This is a genomic window from Candidatus Deferrimicrobiaceae bacterium, from assembly GCA_036504035.1.
Classification (GTDB): domain Bacteria; phylum Desulfobacterota; class Deferrimicrobia; order Deferrimicrobiales; family Deferrimicrobiaceae; genus JANXPS01.
Genome location: DASXVV010000006.1, coordinates 652,654 through 670,071, shown reverse-complemented (window position 1 = coordinate 670,071; position 17,418 = coordinate 652,654). Strand labels below are relative to the sequence as shown.

14 protein-coding genes are annotated in these 17,418 nt (G+C 67.1%); 4 read left to right on the top strand and 10 right to left on the bottom strand.

Going from position 1 to position 17,418, the window contains the following annotated elements; all coding sequences use genetic code 11:
- The first annotated feature begins 11 nt into the window (after positions 1–11).
- From VGK27_04315 to VGK27_04300, 4 genes are read left to right on the top strand one after another with little or no spacing between them, the layout of a single operon-like run.
- Positions 12–611, top strand: coding sequence for a hypothetical protein (locus VGK27_04315; GenBank protein HEY3489335.1), 600 nt, complete (start codon positions 12–14; stop codon positions 609–611).
- Positions 608–2,806 carry a 1,4-alpha-glucan branching protein GlgB gene (gene glgB, locus VGK27_04310; protein ID HEY3489334.1) on the top strand — a complete coding sequence of 733 codons (2,199 nt, stop codon included), beginning with the start codon at positions 608–610 and terminating at the stop codon, positions 2,804–2,806. Before VGK27_04315 ends, glgB begins: the two co-directional genes overlap by 4 nt.
- Before the next feature lie 4 nt (positions 2,807–2,810).
- Positions 2,811–4,049 carry an MFS transporter gene (locus VGK27_04305; protein ID HEY3489333.1) on the top strand — a complete coding sequence of 413 codons (1,239 nt, stop codon included), beginning with the start codon at positions 2,811–2,813 and terminating at the stop codon, positions 4,047–4,049.
- Positions 4,050–4,062: 13 nt separating this feature from the next.
- On the top strand, positions 4,063–4,830 hold the full coding sequence (locus tag VGK27_04300; protein HEY3489332.1) for a metallophosphoesterase: 768 nt from the start codon (positions 4,063–4,065) through the stop codon (positions 4,828–4,830).
- 117 nt (positions 4,831–4,947) lie between these two features.
- Here the strand turns inward: VGK27_04300 and VGK27_04295 are convergent, their stop codons facing one another.
- From VGK27_04295 to tkt, 10 genes are all read right to left on the bottom strand, one after another.
- A complete protein-coding gene (locus tag VGK27_04295) occupies positions 4,948–5,292 on the bottom strand; it encodes a hypothetical protein (GenBank protein HEY3489331.1) in 345 nt (114 codons plus the stop codon).
- A gap of 108 nt (positions 5,293–5,400) precedes the next feature.
- Positions 5,401–7,224, bottom strand: coding sequence for a translational GTPase TypA (gene typA / locus VGK27_04290; protein HEY3489330.1), 1,824 nt, complete (start codon positions 7,222–7,224; stop codon positions 5,401–5,403).
- Complete coding sequence (locus tag VGK27_04285) at positions 7,217–7,789, bottom strand: hypothetical protein (GenBank protein ID HEY3489329.1); 573 nt, start codon at positions 7,787–7,789, stop codon at positions 7,217–7,219. Before VGK27_04285 ends, typA begins: the two co-directional genes overlap by 8 nt.
- A gap of 46 nt (positions 7,790–7,835) precedes the next feature.
- Complete coding sequence (locus VGK27_04280) at positions 7,836–9,977, bottom strand: ATP-binding protein (protein ID HEY3489328.1); 2,142 nt, start codon at positions 9,975–9,977, stop codon at positions 7,836–7,838.
- A 59-nt stretch (positions 9,978–10,036) separates the two neighbouring features.
- On the bottom strand, positions 10,037–11,029 hold the full coding sequence (glk, locus tag VGK27_04275) for a glucokinase (GenBank protein ID HEY3489327.1): 993 nt from the start codon (positions 11,027–11,029) through the stop codon (positions 10,037–10,039).
- On the bottom strand, positions 11,026–11,796 hold the full coding sequence (gene pgl, locus VGK27_04270; GenBank protein ID HEY3489326.1) for a 6-phosphogluconolactonase: 771 nt from the start codon (positions 11,794–11,796) through the stop codon (positions 11,026–11,028). Before pgl ends, glk begins: the two co-directional genes overlap by 4 nt.
- Positions 11,781–13,271 carry a glucose-6-phosphate dehydrogenase gene (zwf, locus tag VGK27_04265; GenBank protein HEY3489325.1) on the bottom strand — a complete coding sequence of 497 codons (1,491 nt, stop codon included), beginning with the start codon at positions 13,269–13,271 and terminating at the stop codon, positions 11,781–11,783. Before zwf ends, pgl begins: the two co-directional genes overlap by 16 nt.
- A gap of 7 nt (positions 13,272–13,278) precedes the next feature.
- Positions 13,279–14,196: a decarboxylating 6-phosphogluconate dehydrogenase gene (gene gnd, locus VGK27_04260; protein HEY3489324.1), complete on the bottom strand. Its 918-nt coding sequence runs from the start codon at positions 14,194–14,196 to the stop codon at positions 13,279–13,281.
- 4 nt (positions 14,197–14,200) lie between these two features.
- Complete coding sequence (gene tal, locus VGK27_04255) at positions 14,201–15,331, bottom strand: transaldolase (GenBank protein HEY3489323.1); 1,131 nt, start codon at positions 15,329–15,331, stop codon at positions 14,201–14,203.
- A 26-nt stretch (positions 15,332–15,357) separates the two neighbouring features.
- On the bottom strand, positions 15,358–17,385 hold the full coding sequence (gene tkt, locus VGK27_04250; protein ID HEY3489322.1) for a transketolase: 2,028 nt from the start codon (positions 17,383–17,385) through the stop codon (positions 15,358–15,360).
- Positions 17,386–17,418: the final 33 nt, after the last annotated feature.

The following is a 17,418-nucleotide window of genomic DNA, read 5'->3' as shown; positions in this document are numbered from 1 at the left end:
CAACGATCCCCATGAAAAAAGCAGCCGTCGCATTGACGCTAACCACCCTGGCCGCCGGCATCCTTCACAGTTGCGCCATGGTCTCCGCGCCTCCGGCCAAGCCCGCGGCGGCGGTCGACAACGCCGCGCAGAAGGCGCCGGCCAAGGTAGCGCGGCGCAGCGCAATTTCCGGCATGCTCGACGGGGTCCTGGCAGGGGGGGCGGTCGGCCGCTACGAAGACGAGAATGCGAAGACTCCCGCACAGACCGTGCGCGACTACGGCTATACCCCGGCCCAGGGGCCGCTGATTTCCTTCGACAGCGTGCGCGCCAATCCCGCGATCGTCGCCGCCGGCGAGACCATCAACGTCAATGCCGAGTACGCCGTGCTCCTCCCCGTCGCGGGGCAGCTGGTCACGGTCACCGAAACGCGCGAGTTCCTCAAGGACGGCGCGCCGGCGGGGAAGGTCTCGATCGAGGTCGAGCGGACCGCCGGCACTTACAAGAGCACGATCCCGTTCACCATCCCGGGCGCCGCCACGGCCGGCAACTACCAGGTGAACGTCACGATCGAGGTGCCGGGAGGGGCGCTCAGGGACAGCAAGGAGACGTTCTTCAAGGTCACCCGTTGAAGTCCACACTCTCTCCCCGCGACATCGGGTTGCTCGCGGACGCCCGACATTGGGATCCCTTTTCCGTGCTGGGGCCTCACGCCGCCGGCGACGTCACGGCCATTCGCGTCCTGTACCCGCAGGCCGCCGCCGTCCAGGTCGTCGCCGAAGCCGCCGGAAAAACACGCCGCAAGCCGATGACCCGGATCCACCCCGAAGGACTCTTCGAGGCCACGCTCGACCTGGCGCCCGGGACCTTCCGCTATCGGCTCGAGATCACCAACCATGATGGACACCGATGGGAGCAGGACGACCCCTACGCGTTCGGCCTCGTCCTGTCCGACTTCGACATCCACCTGCTGTCCGAGGGGAACCACCTCGAGACGTATCAAAAGCTCGGAAGCCACCTGACGACGATCGGCGGCGTCCCCGGGGTCGCGTTCGCCGTCTGGGCGCCCAATGCCGAGCGCGTCTCGGTCGTCGGCAATTTCAACCATTGGGACGGCCGGGTCCACCCCATGCGCATCCGGGGCGAGAGCGGCATCTGGGAGCTGTTCGTGCCCGGCCTCTGCGAATCCGAGATCTACAAGTACGAAATCCGCGCCCGCGGGACGGGCGAGATCTTCACCAAGGCCGACCCGCACGGCTTCCACTTCGAGCCGCCGCCGAAGACCGGAACCGTCGTCTGCGAGATCGACGGTTATGCCTGGACCGATGCCGGCTGGATGCAGGATCGCGCCGGCCGGAGCCCGCTCGACCGCCCGGTATCCGTCTATGAGGCGCATCTGGGTTCCTGGAAGCGGGCCGACGGCAACCGCTACCTGTCCTATGCCGAGCTGGCCGACGACCTGGTCCCCTACGTCAAGGGGATGGGCTTCACGCACGTCGAGCTGATGCCCGTGTCCGAGCATCCGTTCGACGGGTCCTGGGGTTACCAGACGCTGGGCTACTTCGCGCCCACCAGCCGATTCGGCACGCCGCACGACTTCATGGCGTTCGTCGACCGGTGCCACGTCGAGGGCATCGGCGTCATCCTCGACTGGGTGCCGGCACACTTCCCGAAGGACGCGCACGGCCTCGCCCGCTTCGACGGCACGCACCTCTACGAGCACGCCGATCCCCGCCGGGGCGAGCACCGGGACTGGGGCACGCTCATCTTCAACTACGGCCGGCGGGAGGTCGCCAACTTCCTGCTCTCCAACGCCCTGTTCTGGCTCGACCGCTACCACATCGACGGGCTGCGCGTCGACGCCGTCGCTTCGATGCTCTACCTCGACTACTCCCGGAATCCCGGCGAGTGGGAGCCCAACGTGCACGGCGGCCGCGAGAACCTCGAGGCCATCGCCTTCCTGCGCCGCCTGAACGAGCTGGTCCACGAGCGGCATCCGGGCGCCGTCACGATCGCCGAGGAGTCGACCTCTTGGCCGATGGTCTCCCGCCCCGTCCACCTGGGCGGCCTCGGCTTCTCCTTCAAGTGGAACATGGGCTGGATGCACGACATGCTCGACTTTATCGAGAAGGCGCCGATCCACCGGAAGTTCCACTTCGGGCAGCTCACTTTCGCGCTGCTCTATGCCTTCCAGGAGAATTTCGTCCTCCCCTTCTCGCACGACGAAGTGGTCCACCTGAAGCGGTCGATGCTCGACAAGATGCCGGGCGACCTGTGGCAGAAATTCGCCAACCTGCGCCTGCTCTACGCCTACATGTATGCCCACCCCGGCAAGAAGCTGCTCTTCATGGGCTGCGAGTTCGGCCAGTGGAACGAATGGGACCACGACCGGTCGTTGCAGTGGGACCTGCTGCAATGGGACACCCATCGGGGCGTGCAGTCGCTCGTCCGCGAGCTGAACCGGCTGCAGCGGGAGTATCTGCCGTTTTACGAGGCCGACTTCACCTGCGACGGGTTCGAATGGATCGACTTCCGGGACGCGGACAACAGCGTCGTCTCGTTCCTTCGCAAGGGCAGGAATGCGGGAGACGTCGTGGCCTGCGTCTTCAACTTCACGCCGGTGGTCCGGAAAGACTACCGGGTCGGCCTGCCCTTCGCCGGAACGTGGACCGAGGCGTTCAACAGCGACGCGGCGGCATTCGGCGGAAGCAACGTCGGCAACCTGGGCGGAGTCGAGACCGAGGCGATTCCCTGGAACGGCCGCCCCTGCTCGGTGCGCCTCACGCTTCCCCCGCTGGGAGCGCTTTTCCTTCGACGCGCCGAGTAGGCCGATGGCGCCGCCCGCCCTCTCCCCGCCAAGCGGCATCTTCAGGTCACTGCGTCACTGGAACTTCCGCCTCTGGTTCTACGGGCAACTCATCTCCCTCATCGGCACCTGGATGCAGACGATCGCCCAGAACTGGCTCGTCTACCACCAACTTGGCGGAACGGCGCGCGACCTCGGCATGGTCAATTTTCTCGGCGCCGTGCCGCTGATCCCGCTCACGCTTTTCGCGGGCGCGATCGCCGACCGCCTCTCCAGGCGCTGGATCGTCTTCTGGATGCAGGCCGTCATGATGGTGCTCGCCTTCGTCCTCGGCGTGCTTTGCCTGACCGGCATGGTGCAGATGTGGCATGTCATGGCGCTCGCCTGCCTGCTCGGCGCAGCCCAGGCGCTCGACGCCCCGGCGCGCCAGTCGTTCGTGGTCGAGCTCGTCGGAAAGGAAGACCTGTCGAACGCGATCTCGCTCAACTCCGGAATCTTCCACGGCGCACGCATCGTCGGCCCGGCGGTCGCCGGCATTCTCGTCGCCTCGGTCGGCATCGCGGCTTCCTTCTTCATCAACGGCGCCAGTTTCCTTGCCGTGCTCGCCGGCCTGCTCATGATGCACGCCACGCAATTCCATCCCACCCGGGGCGCCACGCGCGAGGAAGGACGCGACCTGCTGGCAGGCTTCCGCTATTTCAGGGACAACCGGCTGCCGCTCGGGATCGCGCTGCTCGTCACCGTGTCGACGCTGTTCGCGATGCCGTACCAGACGCTGATCCCCATCTATGCCAAGGCGGTCTTCAAGGGAGGCGCGGGCACCTACGGCGCGCTCATGTCGGCCGCGGGGCTCGGAGCCGTCGCAGGCGCGCTCTATACGGCCTCGGGCAGCGCGATCCGGCGCAAGGGGCGCCTGCTGGTCGCCAGCAGCCTCGCCTTCCCGCTGGTCCTGCTGCTGTTCGCCTGGTGCACGACCTATTGGCTCTCGCTCGCCCTGCTGTTCGGCGTCGGGTTCTTTTTCGTCCTCCAGAGCGCCCCGGCCAACGCGATCCTGCAATCCATCGTTCCCGACCACCTGAGGGGGCGGGTCCTGGCGATCTACGCCGGACTGTTCCTCGGACTCATGCGCGTCGGCAGCCTGATCATCGGCCTGCTCGCCGACCGCACTTCGGTGCAGACGGCTGTGGCCGTTACGGCAGTCGTCGCGCTGACCCTCACCGCCGCGGTGCTGATCCGCTTCCCCGAAATCCGACGAGACCACTAAGAGGATCCCTTCGATGAAGATGAACCCGCTTTGCGCGACAGGCCTTGCCCTTGTCGTGCTTCTGTACGCCTCCGGCAGCGCGTTCGGCTGGTCGTTCGCCGTCTGCGGCGACAGCCGGAACGACAAGCACGGAATTCTTCGGAAGATCCTCGCCGAGGTCGAGAAATCACCGATGGAATTCCTCATCCACACGGGCGACCTCGAATACGCCGGGGGCGAGAAGCCGTGGACCGAATTCAAGGAAAAGACGAAGGGCTTCAGCAAACCCCTTTATTACGCGATCGGGAACCACGAGCTGCACGGGGGCGGAACGCGGGAGGGGTTCGTCCGATTCTTCGGGCTGCCGGGGACGAACTACGGGTTCGATCACAGGGACGCCCATGTCGCCATCCTCGACACCGGGAACTGGAAGCTTGCGGATAATGCGATCGATTGGCTCGACCACGACCTCGCAACGCATCCCAAGGGTAAAAACGGGATCCGCCACCTGATCGTCGCGATGCACGTCCCCCCGCGCACCGACAATATCTCCCCGCATGGCACGCCCGACAACTACGACGCGATCAGCGCGCATCTTCAGGGCGTGCTCAAGCGGCACGGCGTCTCGCTCGTGCTGTGCAGCCACGAGCATATGCACCAGGTCGACGACTGGAACGGCATCAAGGTGATCGTGTCGGGCGGCGCGGGTGCGCCGATGATGTTCTTCCAGCAGTACGGATACTACGAGATCGACCTCACAGGCGACGTCCCGCGCGAAATCTTCCACGCGGTCAAGCCTTAAGACAGGCGCCACCGAATCCGGAAACGATCGCGCATAAAACGGAAGCGGCGACCCTTTTCGGGGTCGCCGCTTCACGAACCGGTTTTGCCGCGCAGGCGCGGCGCCCTTTCCCGCAGCCTACTTCTTGGGAGCGGCCTTCTTGGCGGCAGGCTTCGCGACGGCCTTCTTGACCGCAGGCTTCGCGGCAGCCTTCGGGGCGGCCTTCTTCACTGCAGGCTTTGCCGCGACCTTCTTGACCGCAGGCTTCGCGGCAACCTTCTTGGCTGCCGGCTTGGCGACGGCCTTCGGAGCGGCCTTCTTGGCAGGCGCAGCCTTCTTGACCGCGACCTTTACGGCAGCCTTCGGAGCGGCCTTCTTGGCGGGAGCAGCCTTCTTCACCGCAGGCTTGGCGGCGGCCTTCGGAGCGGCTTTCTTCACAGGAGCTGCTTTCTTCACAGGAGCTGCTTTCTTCGGATCTGCCATCGGTTCTCCCCCTTGACGGGAAAAGTTAATTTCGAATCTAATTATGCGTTCGCCGTGGCCTAGGTTTCCACAATTATTTCACCGGATTACCGCTTTTCCGAAAAATATCTATTCTTTGCGTTTGGACCTTTTGTTGAATTCGAGCACCTTCTTGCGGAGCCGCAGCGCGGTCGGCGTCACTTCGACCAGCTCGTCCTCGTTGATGAACTCGAGCGCCGCCTCGAGCGAGAGCTTGCGCGGGGGCACCAGGCGAAGCGCCTCGTCGGTACCCGAAGCGCGCATGTTTGTCAACTTCTTTTCCTTGGTGATATTGACGTCGACGTCGACGGGACGGGAGTTCTCGCCGACGATCATCCCCTCGTAGACCTGTTCCCCGTCGCTGATGAAGAAGGTGCCGCGGGGCTGCAGGTGGAAGATCGCGTAAGCGTTTGAGCGGCCTGAGCGATCGGAGACCAGCACCCCGGTGCTGCGCTCGGAGATCGGACCGGTCCACGGCTCGTATCCTCCGAACAGGTTGTTGATCAGTCCGGTGCCGCGCGTCTCGGTCAGGAACTGGGAGCGGAAGCCGATGAGCCCGCGGGACGGAATGCGGTATTCGAGCCTGACCCGGCCCGAGCCGGGATTGTTCATCTTGAGCATCTTGCCGCGACGGTCGGCGAGCGCCGTGGTCACCGGCCCCATGAAGGTGTCGGGGATGTCGACGAAGAGCAGCTCGAACGGTTCCATGCGAACGCCGTCGACTTCCTTGGTGACGACCTCGGGACGCGACACGGACAGCTCGAAGCCCTCGCGCCGCATCATCTCGATGAGGATCGCAAGCTGAAGCTCTCCGCGCCCCATGACGTCGAAGCTGTCGACGCCGGAGAAATCGATGCGAAGCGCCACGTTGGCCAGCAGTTCCTTTTCGAGCCGGGCGCGAAGCTGGCGGGAGGTGACGAACTTGCCTTCGCGACCGGCGAAGGGAGACGTGTTGATCGAGAAGACGACCGATACGGTCGGCTCGTCGACCGCGATGCGCGGCAGCGGGCGCGGGTCCTCGGCCTCGGAAACCGTATCGCCGATCGTGGCTTCCTCGGCGCCGGCCAGCGCCACGATGTCGCCCGCGATCGCTTCGGAAACCTCGACGCGGGAGAGCCCTTCGTAGGCGTAGATCATGGTCACCTTGAGCTTGGTGACCGCGTTGTCCTTGCCGCAGATCGACACCATGGAGCCCGCGCGCAGCGTCCCCGAGAAGATACGGCCGACGGCGAGGCGCCCCACGTAGTCGCTGTAGTCGAGGTTGGTCACGAGCAGCTGGAGCGGCCCGGAAGGATCTCCCCCCGGCGGCGGGAAGTGCGAGACGATCGTATCGAACAGGGGACGAAGGTCGGTGCCGGTGCCGTCGTCCTTGAGCGCGGCGGTGCCCTTGCGCGCGTTGGTGTAAAGGATCGGGAACTCGACCTGTTCCTCGGTGGCGTCGAGATCGATGAACAGGTCGTAGACCTCGTTGATAACCTCGCCGATGCGGGCGTCGGGGCGGTCGATCTTGTTGATGACCAGGATTACCGGCAGCGAGGCCTCGAGCGCCTTCTTGAGGACGAAGCGCGTCTGCGGCAGCGGACCTTCCGAGGCATCGACCAGCAGCAGGACGCCGTCGACCATCTTGAGCGTCCGCTCGACCTCGGCGCCGAAATCGGCGTGCCCCGGCGTGTCGACGATGTTGATCTTCACGCCTGAATAGGCCACGGAGAGGTTCTTCGCCATGATCGTGATGCCCTTTTCGCGCTCGAGGTCATTGGAGTCCATGACCCGCTCGATCACGGTCTGGTTATCACGGTAGATGCCGCTCTGCTTGATCATGGCGTCGACCAGCGTGGTCTTGCCATGGTCGACGTGGGCGATGATTGCGATGTTCCGGATGTCGGCCGGATTCCCCTTCCACGCCTCAGACATGTTCGGCCGTGAAGGAGCGCTCGAAAAGGCGCGCGATGGCGGCGCGGCCGTTCTCTTCGAGGAAGCGGGTGCCGGTGCCGGTGAAGTGGGCGTGGCGGATGACCGGACCGTTCCGGTCGGAAACGGGAACCCACGCGTCGTCCTTCCAGGTGAACCAGCCGTTCTTGTCCTGGTCGAACACGAAGATCGGCTTGTTGCAGAGTTTCGCGAACTCGGCGCCCCATCCGGTGCCGCCCTTGACGGTGGCATCGGGCTGGATCCAGCCGATGACATAGATCTCCTGCCCCGAGTTGACCTGGTACCAGATCGTCTGGAGCACCTTGCGGATGAGAGGCGCGTCGGTGTAATCGCGGCTCATCAGCTTGGACACATAGGCCAGGCTGACCTCGCCCTTCAGCAACTCTTCGCGCGACAGCACCCGGACGCCGCGGGTACGGCCGATCTTGTGCCCGTCGAACGTGAAGTTGATCTCCTCGATGCCGAACCGTTCGGCCAGCTCGCCGAACATGCATTCGGCGCCGTTGGCACCGCCGCTATAGAGGACGCACTCCTCCCGCTTGAGCATGAATATCTCCTTTAGTGAAAGTTGAGGTTGGATGTTCGCAGGGTAACTATAACACGGACGAGGGCGCACCGAGGACGGCGACGATCTTGCGCCCCAGCTCGCCGCGGCGGAACGGCTTCTGCAGGAAGCCGCCGAAGCCGCCGGCGACGATGTCGCCGACCCGCCCGCTCTCGTCGTATCCGCTGGCCAGCAGCGCCCGGACGCCGGGATCGACGGAGCGCATCTCGGCGAAGGCCCGGTCGCCGGTCATGCCGGGCATCATCAGGTCGAGCAGGACCAGGTCGATCTCGGCGTGCCGCTCGCGGAACAGCGCAACGGCTTCGACCCCGTCCCCGGCCTCGATCACGTCGTAGCCGAGCGATTCGAGCATGGCCCGCACCACCATCCGGACGTCGGCTTCGTCGTCCGCGACCAGGACGATCCCCTTTCCGTCGGAACTCGGCTCGGCCTGGAGCGCGGCCTCGCCTTCGTCTTTCTTCGATTCGAGCACGCACAGCTGCGCCACCGGAAGACGAACGCTGAAGCGCGTGCCGACGGCCGGCTCCGAAGCAACGGCGATCTCGCCGTGGTGACTGTCGATGATGCCGCGCACCGCCGCCAGCCCCATCCCGCGCCCGACGAACTTGGTCGAGAAGAACGGCTCGAAGATCCGGTCGAGCGTCGATGCGTCCATCCCGCAGCCGTTGTCGGAAACCTCGAGGACCACGCGCGGTCCCTCGACCGGCTGCCCCGACCGGCGGTCGACGCGCGGCCCTCCGGCCTCGGGCGGATGGGCGCCCCCTTCCTCGACCCGGGTGCAGATGGAGAGCGTTCCGCCGCCCGGCATCGCCTCGGCGGCGTTGAGGCACAGGTTCATCACGACCTGCCTGATCTGGGCGATGTCGCCCACCACGGGCGGCAGCGCATCGGCCAGCGACAGCATCAGCTCGACCGTAGGCGGAAGCGACGTCTTGAGGATCGGGATGTTGTCGGAGACGACCTTGTTGAGCAGCAACGGCTCGGGGCTGTACTTCCCCTGCCGGGCATAGGCCAGCAGCTGGTGCGTCAACTCGACCGCGCGGTTTCCCATCCGGGCGATCATGTCGAGATAGGTCGCCGCCTCGCGGTTGCCGGTGAACAGCAGGTTGAGCATCTCGACCGACCCGTTGATGCCGACCAGCAGGTTGTTGAACTCGTGCGCGACGCCGCCAGCCAGCATGCCGACCGTTTCCATCTTGCGGCTCTCGAAAAGACGCCGCGCCATCTGCTCGCGCTCGGAGACGTCGCGCGTGACGCGCAGGATCTGCCGTACCTTCCCCTGTTCGTCTGAAACGGCCGTCGCAACCGACTCGACGTCGAAGTGGCTGCCGTCACGCCGCCGCATCCGGTAGTTGAGCGTCACCGAACGGGTTTCGCCGGAAGTCAGCCGCCCGTTCTCGGCCATCACCTCCTCGACATCGTCCGGGTGGAGGAAAGCGGAGATCGGGCAGCCCAGGATCACCTCGGGGCGGATTCCGGCCATCTCGAATGCGGAGGGACTCGCGTAGACATATCGGCCCGACAGGTCGTGGAGCGAGATGAAGTCGTTCGCATTCTCGGCGAGGAAACGATATTGCGCCTCGGATGCGCGCAGCATCGACTCCATCCGGCGCCGTTCGAGCGCGGCGGCGAGGATCGAGGCGGACAGCTCGAGCGCCTCCGTTTCGGCGCCCCCCCATGCGGCCGGCGCGCTGAAGGTGTGCAACGCCAGGACGCCGAGCAGTCGGCTGCCGAACTTCAGCGGAAGCAGCAGCGCCGAGCGGACAGGATAGCTTTTATAGAGCTGCTGGAAGGGATCGTCGGCCGGAAGACGGCGCAGGTCGGGGACGGAAAGCATGCGCCCGGCCAGCAGCCGGTCGACCAGGTGGTCCCACCCGGGACCCTCCCGGTAGGCCTCGCGCGGATCGGACGCCTCGGAAGGGACATAGATGTGTCGGAGCGCCCCCAGATGCGACCCGTCGGGGCACAGGATGAGACAGCACGACTCGGCCCGCCCGATATTCAGAAGCTCGCGGCAGACCTCGCCCAGCAGCTCGTCGAGGGCGAGCCCCAGCGCGCAGATCCGCGCGATCCGCGGAACGGATGCCGGCGGGATGGCCGCGTCGGCCGCCCCGGACACGGCAAGGCTGTCTTTCGGAATGGCGATGACGAACCCCTCAAGAACGCGCAACTCGAATACGGAATGGCGAAACTATATCAGAAAGCGATGGATACGACGAAAAATTTGGGCTATCCCGCATCTCCGTGGAGCGACAGCGCGTAGTGCGCGGCGCCCGTGAGGGCGGCGGCGGGGTCGAGCAGGACGGAGACGCGCAAGCCCTTGAGAAATTGGCGGAATCTTCCCTTGTCCCGGAACGACTCAAGAAAAGGGCCTTCCTTGAGCGCCGGCAGGATGGCCGGAGCGATGCCCCCGCCGAGGACAACGCCGCCGCGCGGCAGAAGGAGGAGCGCCAGATTGCCGGCCGCCGCGCCGTAAAGGGACACGAACATCGCGAGCGCCGCGTGGCAGAGGGCCGATTTTCCGGACAGGCCGTTCTCGGCGATGACCGCGGAAGGGTCCTTCGCCCGCATCTGCGTGGCCACTTCCGGATCTTCGGACAAGCCGCTGTCTTCGGCGAGGAAATCGTGGATGCTCTTAAGCCCCGGCCCCGAGACGACCCGCTCGAGGCTGACCCGGCCGGAATAGCGCGACTGGAGGAACGCCAGAAGGCGGGATTCGCGGGCGTCGCGCGGGGCAAAATCGACGTGCCCCCCTTCCGTGGCCGCAGGAACGAACCTTCCCCCCGCCGGGATAAGGAAGGCCTGGCCGTGTCCCGTTCCCGCCGCCAGCACCGCCACGGTGCCATCGGGATCGACCTCCCCTTCCTGCAGCGTCGCGAACCCATCCGGCGGCGTGAACGGCACGGCATACGCCGTGGCCTGCAGATCGTTGAGCAGCGCGGCCTGCCGGGCGCCGGACGCCTCCAGCAGCTTATCGCTGTCGACGGACCAGGGCAGGTTGGTCAGACGGCTCTTCCCGTCGGAGACGGGCCCCGCCACGCCGACGCAGACCCGGTCGACACGCGGGTGACCCGCCAGGAAGATCCGGACGATGGACTCGAGCGAATCGTGGTCGGCGCTGCGATAGTTCGCGAACGCCTCGCGCACGAGCGCCTTCCCCGCCGCCCGGTAGAGCGCCAGATTGGTCTTGGTGCCGCCGACATCGCCCGCGAGGACGATCACGGCGCCGTCTCTCCCGCGGCGGCGGCGTCGGCCAGGAACGTCAGCGTCCCCTCGGGCGGCACGACGAGTCCCCCGGGGATCGTCTCGCCCGCGATCGCCTGCTCGAGCGCCTCGGCCCGGTCGGCGCCCGCAACGAAGAACAGCACATGCGCCGCATTGTTGAGCACCGGCAGCGTCAGCGTGACGCGCGCGACGGCGGGGTCGCCGCCTTCGGATGTCGTCGCCCAGGCGCGGAGCTCGTCGAGCGCGGGGGAGCCGGGGAAAAGGGAGGCGGTGTGGCCGTCGGCGCCCAGCCCCAGGTGGACGAGGTCGAAGCGGGGGAACCCGCCTTTCGGCGCAGCCAGCGCCTTGCGCATCGACGCCTCGTATTCCCGCGCGCCCTCGGCCGGGGACGCGAGCGTGGTGTCGATGAAATGGAGGTTTCGCGCCGGGACCGGCACGCGCGACAGCAGCGTTTCAAGCAGCATCCGGCGGTTGCTCGCGGGATGATCGGGAAGAACCCACCGCTCGTCGACCTGCCAGAAATGGACGTCCTCCCACGGGAAGATATCCACGTAGGGCGGCCGGGAAAGGAGCGCGAAGGCCTCCCGCGGCGTGGTCCCGCCCGAGAGCGCCACGTGCGCCACGGGGTCGGTCTTTCCTTTGCGCGCCTGCGCCGCAAGCCGCTCGCGGACAGCCCCGAGGATGCGCCCCGCCGCGGCGCGCGCGAGCGCTTCCGGGTCGGGCAGGACGTGGACGACCGGCTCGGCGATCATGGCGTGCGCCACCCGCCGCGGCCGCCGAACACGTTCCCGGCCTCGGCCGGGCCGTTTGTGCCCGGCTCGTAGAAGAAGAGGTCGGCGCCCGGGTCGGCCTTCCACCGCGACAGGAAGGGGTCGAGCAACGCCCAGGCCGTCTCGACCGAGTCCATGCGGGGGAAAAGCGTGGCGTCGCCGAGCATCGCATCGACTAGCAGCCGGCTGTAGGGAGACGCTTCCTTCCCGCCGAACGCCTCCCGGTAATTGAACGAGAACTCGACCGGCCGGACGCAGAGCGCGGGACCCGGCGTCTTGGCGCCGAAGCGCAGGTAGATCCCCTCGTCGGGCTGGACGTTGATCACGAGCCAGTTGGACTCCATCTGCCCGCATGGCGTGCCGCCGAACAGCAGCGTGGGCGCGGGACGGAAGCAAATGGCGATCTCGGAAAGCGCCTTCCCCATCCGCTTCCCGGTGCGCAGGTAGAAGGGAACCCCGCCCCAACGCCAGTTGTCGATCGTGAACCGGAACGCCGCGAAGGTCTCGGTCTGCGAGGAGGGCGACACGTTGCGCTCGGACCGGTAGCCGGCGTACTGCCCCCGGACGGATGCCCGCGCCAGCGCCTCGGGCGGCGTCCGCTCGATCGCGTGGACCACCTTGTGCTTCTCGTCGCGGACGTCGTCGGCCGAGAGCGACACCGGCGGCTCCATCGCCACGAGGGCGAGCAGTTGCATCAGGTGGTTCTGGACCATGTCGCGCACCGCCCCGGCGCCCTCGTAATAGTCGCCGCGCCCCTCGACGCCGAGCGTCTCGGCCACGGTGATCTGGACATGGTCGACGTAGTTCCGGTTCCAGATCGGCTCGAAGATGCCGTTGGCGAAGCGGAACACGAGCATGTTCTGGACGGTTTCCTTGCCGAGATAGTGGTCGATCCGGTAGATCTGCGATTCGCGGAAGACGGCGTTCACCTCGCCCGCGAGCGCCCGGGCGCTCGCGAGGTCTTCCCCGAACGGCTTCTCGATGACGATGCGGCGATAACCCGGCAGCGCCTCGGAGGGGACGGCAAGCCCGGCGCGTCCGATGGCCTGCACCAGCGGGCCGTAGAAGCGCGGGGCGACCGCGGCGTAAAACATCACGTTCCCCGGGATGTCCCGCGCGGCGCACAACTCGGCGGCTCGCTCGCCGACGGCGCGAAGCGAGGCCTCGTCGGAGACGTCGCCGGCCTGGTAGAAAAGGGATGGCGCGAAGGCGTCCCAGGCCCCCCCGTCGAAATCCCCGCCGCCGAATTCGGCCGCAGCCGTCCGGAGCCGGTCGCGGAACGCACCGTCGGTCATCGGCGTACGCGACACGCCGAGCACGGCGAAACGCCCGGGAAGCAGCCCGTCGCGGTGCAGGCTGAACAGGGAGGGGACCAGCTTGCGGGAGGTGAGGTCGCCCGAGGCGCCGAAAATCACGAGCAGGCACGGCGCCGGGATCGACGCGCCGTTCGGGGGCGTCTGCCCGTTCACGGTAAGATCATCCCTTCTTCGGTTCGGCGGGGGCGGGCTTGACCGCGTGGCCGCCGAACTGGTTGCGGAGCGCGGCAAGCAGCCGGACGCTGAACGGGTTTTCACGCCGCGAGGCGAAGCGGGTGAAGAGCGCCTGCGAGATGGCGGGGAGTGGGACGCCCGAGTCGATCGCCTGCTCGACCGTCCAGCGCCCCTCGCCGGAATCGTCGACCCAGGGAGAGAGCCCCGAGAGCTTCGGATCGTCGGCCAGGGCGCTCTCGGTCAGCTCGAGCAGCCACGACCGGACGACGCTTCCCTTGTTCCAGAGCGCCGCCACCGCGTGCAGGTCGACCGGGAAGGGCGCCGCGTCGAGCAGGTCGAACCCCTCGGCATACGCCTGCATCAGCCCGTACTCGATGCCGTTGTGCACCATCTTGACGTAGTGGCCCGCGCCGCAGGGGCCGGCGTGCAGATAGCCGCCGGGAGGCGCGAGCGTCGCGAGCAGCGGTTCGATGACCGCGAACGTGTCGGGTTCGCAGCCCACCATGAGGCAATAGCCGACCGTCAGCCCCCAGACGCCGCCGCTAGTGCCGGCATCGGCGTAGCGGATCCCCTTCTCGGCGAGCAGCGCCGCGCGCGGAGCCGAGTCGGAATAGCGCGAGTTGCCCCCGTCGACGACGACGTCCCCCGGGGATAAAAGCTCCGCCAGCTCGCGAACGGAGGCGGAAACCGGCTCGCCCGCCGGGATCATGAGCCAGACCACGCGGGGCGCGGAAAGCTGCCGGACCGCGTCGGCCAGCGACGCGGCGGGGATCGCTCCCTCTTTGACGGCCAGGTCGACCGACGGCGCCGACCGGGCCCACCCCACGACCTCGTGGCCGCCCTTCAGCAGGCGGCGCGCCATGTTGAGCCCCATCTTCCCAAGCCCGATCATTGCGACGCGCATGATGTTACCCCTCGGCCATCCGCTTCCCGATCGCTGCCAACAGCGTCCGGTACGACGCCGTGAAGCTTGCGACCCCCTCTTTTTCGAGTTGCGCGCAGACTTCCTCGATGCCGATGCCAAGCAGTCCGAGATCCTCGAGAACCGCATGCGCGGCCTCGACGCTCCCGGTCAGCGCATCGGCGACGTTGCCGTGGTCGCGGAAGGCGTCGATCGTCGCCGGCGGCATCGTGTTGACCGTGCCGGGGCCGATCAGTTCCTCGATGTATTTCACGTCGGAATAGGCCGGATCCTTGGTGCCCGTGCTGGCCCAGAGCGGCCGCTGCACCCGGGCACCCTTCGCCGCCAGCGCCTGCCAGCGGGGCGTGCCGAAGATGGCCAGCGACCGGCCGAATGCGATCCGGGCGTTGGCGACCGCGATCGCCCCCATGAGGTCGTGGGCGGTCTCGGCCTTCGGCGAACCGGGCCAGCGGTGGGCCAGCTCGGAGAGCTGCTTGTCGACGGCGGTGTCGACGCGCGACACGAAGAACGACGCGACCGAGGCGACCGATCGGGCCTCGCCGCCCCCTTCGATCAGCCGTTCGACGCCCCGGATATAAGCGGCCGCAACCTCCTCGTAGCGCCTGACCGAAAAGATGAGCGTCACGTTGACCGGAACGCTGAGGGAGATCGCCTCTTCGATCGCGGGCAACCCTTCCTTCGTGGCCGGGATCTTGACCAGCACGTTGGGACGGTTGACGAGTGCGTAGAGCTCGACCGCCCGGGACACCGTCGCAGCCGTATCGTTGGCGAGGTCGGGCTCGACCTCGATGGAGACGTAGCCGTCGGCGCCGCCGGTCTCGTTGTAGACGCCGGCCAGCAGGTCGGCGGCCGCCCGGACATCGTCGGTCGCCATCGCCGTGAACGCCGCAAGCGGCGTCGCGCCCTTCGCGGCCTGATCTTTCAGTTGCGGATCGTAGGCGTGTCCCGCCGAGATCGCCTTCTCGAAGATGGTCGGATTGGTCGTGACCCCCTTGATGCCGTCATCGGCGATCATCTTCGCGAGCCCCCCGGACGTCAGCAGGTCGCGCGATATGTAGTCGAGCCACGGGGACTGCCCCGCGCCCGACAGAAGCACCATCGGATTATTCTTCGCCATGGTTCTTTCCTCCCCAGGGATAATCGTCAAGCCAGTCGCGACAGGACGCCGCGCGCCGTGTTTGCCACGTTCTCGGCCGTGAAGCCGAATTCGGCGAAGATCCGGTCGCCCGGCGCCGAGGCGCCGAAATGGTCGAGCGCCACGCTCGCCCCCGCGTCGCCGACGAACCGTTCCCACCCGAAAGACGCGGCCGCCTCGACCGACACCCGCGCCTTGACCGCCGGAGGGATCACCGCGTCGCGGAATTCCTTCGGCTGCGCCTCGAAGACTTCCTGGCAAGGCATGCTGACCACCCGCGTTGACACCCCCTCGGCTTCGAGCAGCGCCCGGGCGCCGACGGCCACCGAAACCTCGGAGCCGGTCGCGATCAGGACGACCGCGGGCGCCTTCCCGCTTCCTTCCATACAGATGTATCCGCCGCGATAGACGTTCCCTTGCCCGTAGACAGTCTCGGGCGGCAGCGTCGGCAGTTTCTGGCGCGACAGACACAGGAGGCTCGGGCCGTCGGCCCGCTCGAGCGCCATCTTCCAGCACGCCGCCGTCTCGTTGGCGTCGGCCGGGCGGAACACGGACACGTTGGGCATCACCCGCAAGGCCGCGAGATGCTCGACCGGCTGGTGCGTCGGTCCGTCCTCGCCCACCCCGATCGAGTCGTGGGTGAACACGTAGATGACGCGGGTCTTCATGATCGCCGCCAACCGGATGGCGGGGCGGACGTAATCGGAGAAGATGAGGAAGGTGCCGCCGAACGGAATCACGCCCCCGTAACGCGACATCCCGTTGAGGATGGCGCCCATGGCATGCTCGCGGACGCCGAAGTGCATGTTCCGGCCGCCGGGCGTCTCGGGGAAGAAGTCGCCGCCGCCCTTGATGTTCGTCTCGTTGGACGGCGCCAGGTCGGCCGATCCGCCGATCAGCTCGGGAATCTTCGCCGCGATCGCGTTGATCACCTGGCCCGATGCGCTGCGCGTGGCCATCGCGCCCCCCTCGACGGGGAACGTCGGCAGCGTCTCTTCCCACCCTTCCGGAAGGTCGCCCTGCAGTGTCCGCTCGAAATCGAGCGCCAGTTGCGGGAAATCTTTCTGGTACGCGAAGATCCGGAGCCGCCAGTCGCGCTCGAGCGCCTCGCCCCGGTCGATCGCCTGGCGGAAATGCGCCCGGATGTCGTCGGGCACCAGGAACGTCGGCTCGGCCGGCCATCCCAGCGCCTCCTTGGTCAGGGCGACCTCGGCCGCGCCGAGCGGCGCGCCGTGCGCATCATGGCTGTTGGCCTTGTGGGGGGACCCGTACCCGATCGTCGTCCGGACCGCCACCAGCGTGGGACGCCCCTTCTCGGCAAACGCCGCGTCGATCGCGGCGCACAGCCCGTCGAGGTCGGTATCGCCGTTCTCGACCCGGAGCACGTTCCAGCCGTAGGCACGATAGCGTGCCGCGACGTCCTCGCGGAACGCCAGGTCGGTCGACCCCTCGATCGTGATCTTGTTGTCGTCCCAGAACGCCACCAGGTTGGAGAGCGCATGCACCCCGGCCAGGGAAGAGGCTTCGGAGGAGATCCCTTCCATCAGGTCGCCGTCGGAGCAGATCGTCACGATCCGTTGCGGCACGAAGTCGTGCCCGGGACGGTGATAGCGCTGCGCCGTGAAGCGGGCGGCCATCGCCATGCCCACCGCGTTGGAGATGCCCTGCCCGAGCGGGCCCGTCGTCACCTCGACGCCCGGTGTATGCCCGGCCTCGGGATGCCCCGGCGTCAGGCTCCCCCACTGGCGGAACGCCTTGAGGTCGTCCATCGAGACGTCGTAGCCGGTCAGATGGAGCAACGAGTAGAGCAGCATCGAGGCGTGGCCGCACGACAGGATGAAGCGATCGCGTCCGGCCCAGTCGGGATTGCGAGGGTTGTAGCGCAGGTAGCGCGTGAAGAGCAGGTAGGCGAGCGGCGCCAGCGCCATCGGCGTCCCCGGGTGACCGGAGTTGGCCTTCTGGACGGCATCTGCGGACAGAAAACGGATCGTGTTGATCGCGCGGACCGCGACCGGGTCGTTCGATACGGACGTCACGAAATTCCCCCTGGAGTCGGTTGTGCGGAAATG

Coding starts and splice junctions, on each gene's coding strand:
- VGK27_04315 (HEY3489335.1), top strand. CDS start 12: ATGAAAAAAGCAGCCGTCGCATTGACGCTAACCACCCTGGCCGCCGGC.
- VGK27_04305 (HEY3489333.1), top strand. CDS start 2,811: ATGGCGCCGCCCGCCCTCTCCCCGCCAAGCGGCATCTTCAGGTCACTG.
- VGK27_04300 (HEY3489332.1), top strand. CDS start 4,063: ATGAAGATGAACCCGCTTTGCGCGACAGGCCTTGCCCTTGTCGTGCTT.
- VGK27_04295 (HEY3489331.1), bottom strand. CDS start 5,292: ATGGCAGATCCGAAGAAAGCAGCTCCTGTGAAGAAAGCAGCTCCTGTG.
- typA (HEY3489330.1), bottom strand. CDS start 7,224: ATGTCTGAGGCGTGGAAGGGGAATCCGGCCGACATCCGGAACATCGCA.
- VGK27_04285 (HEY3489329.1), bottom strand. CDS start 7,789: ATGCTCAAGCGGGAGGAGTGCGTCCTCTATAGCGGCGGTGCCAACGGC.
- gnd (HEY3489324.1), bottom strand. CDS start 14,196: ATGCGCGTCGCAATGATCGGGCTTGGGAAGATGGGGCTCAACATGGCG.
- tal (HEY3489323.1), bottom strand. CDS start 15,331: ATGGCGAAGAATAATCCGATGGTGCTTCTGTCGGGCGCGGGGCAGTCC.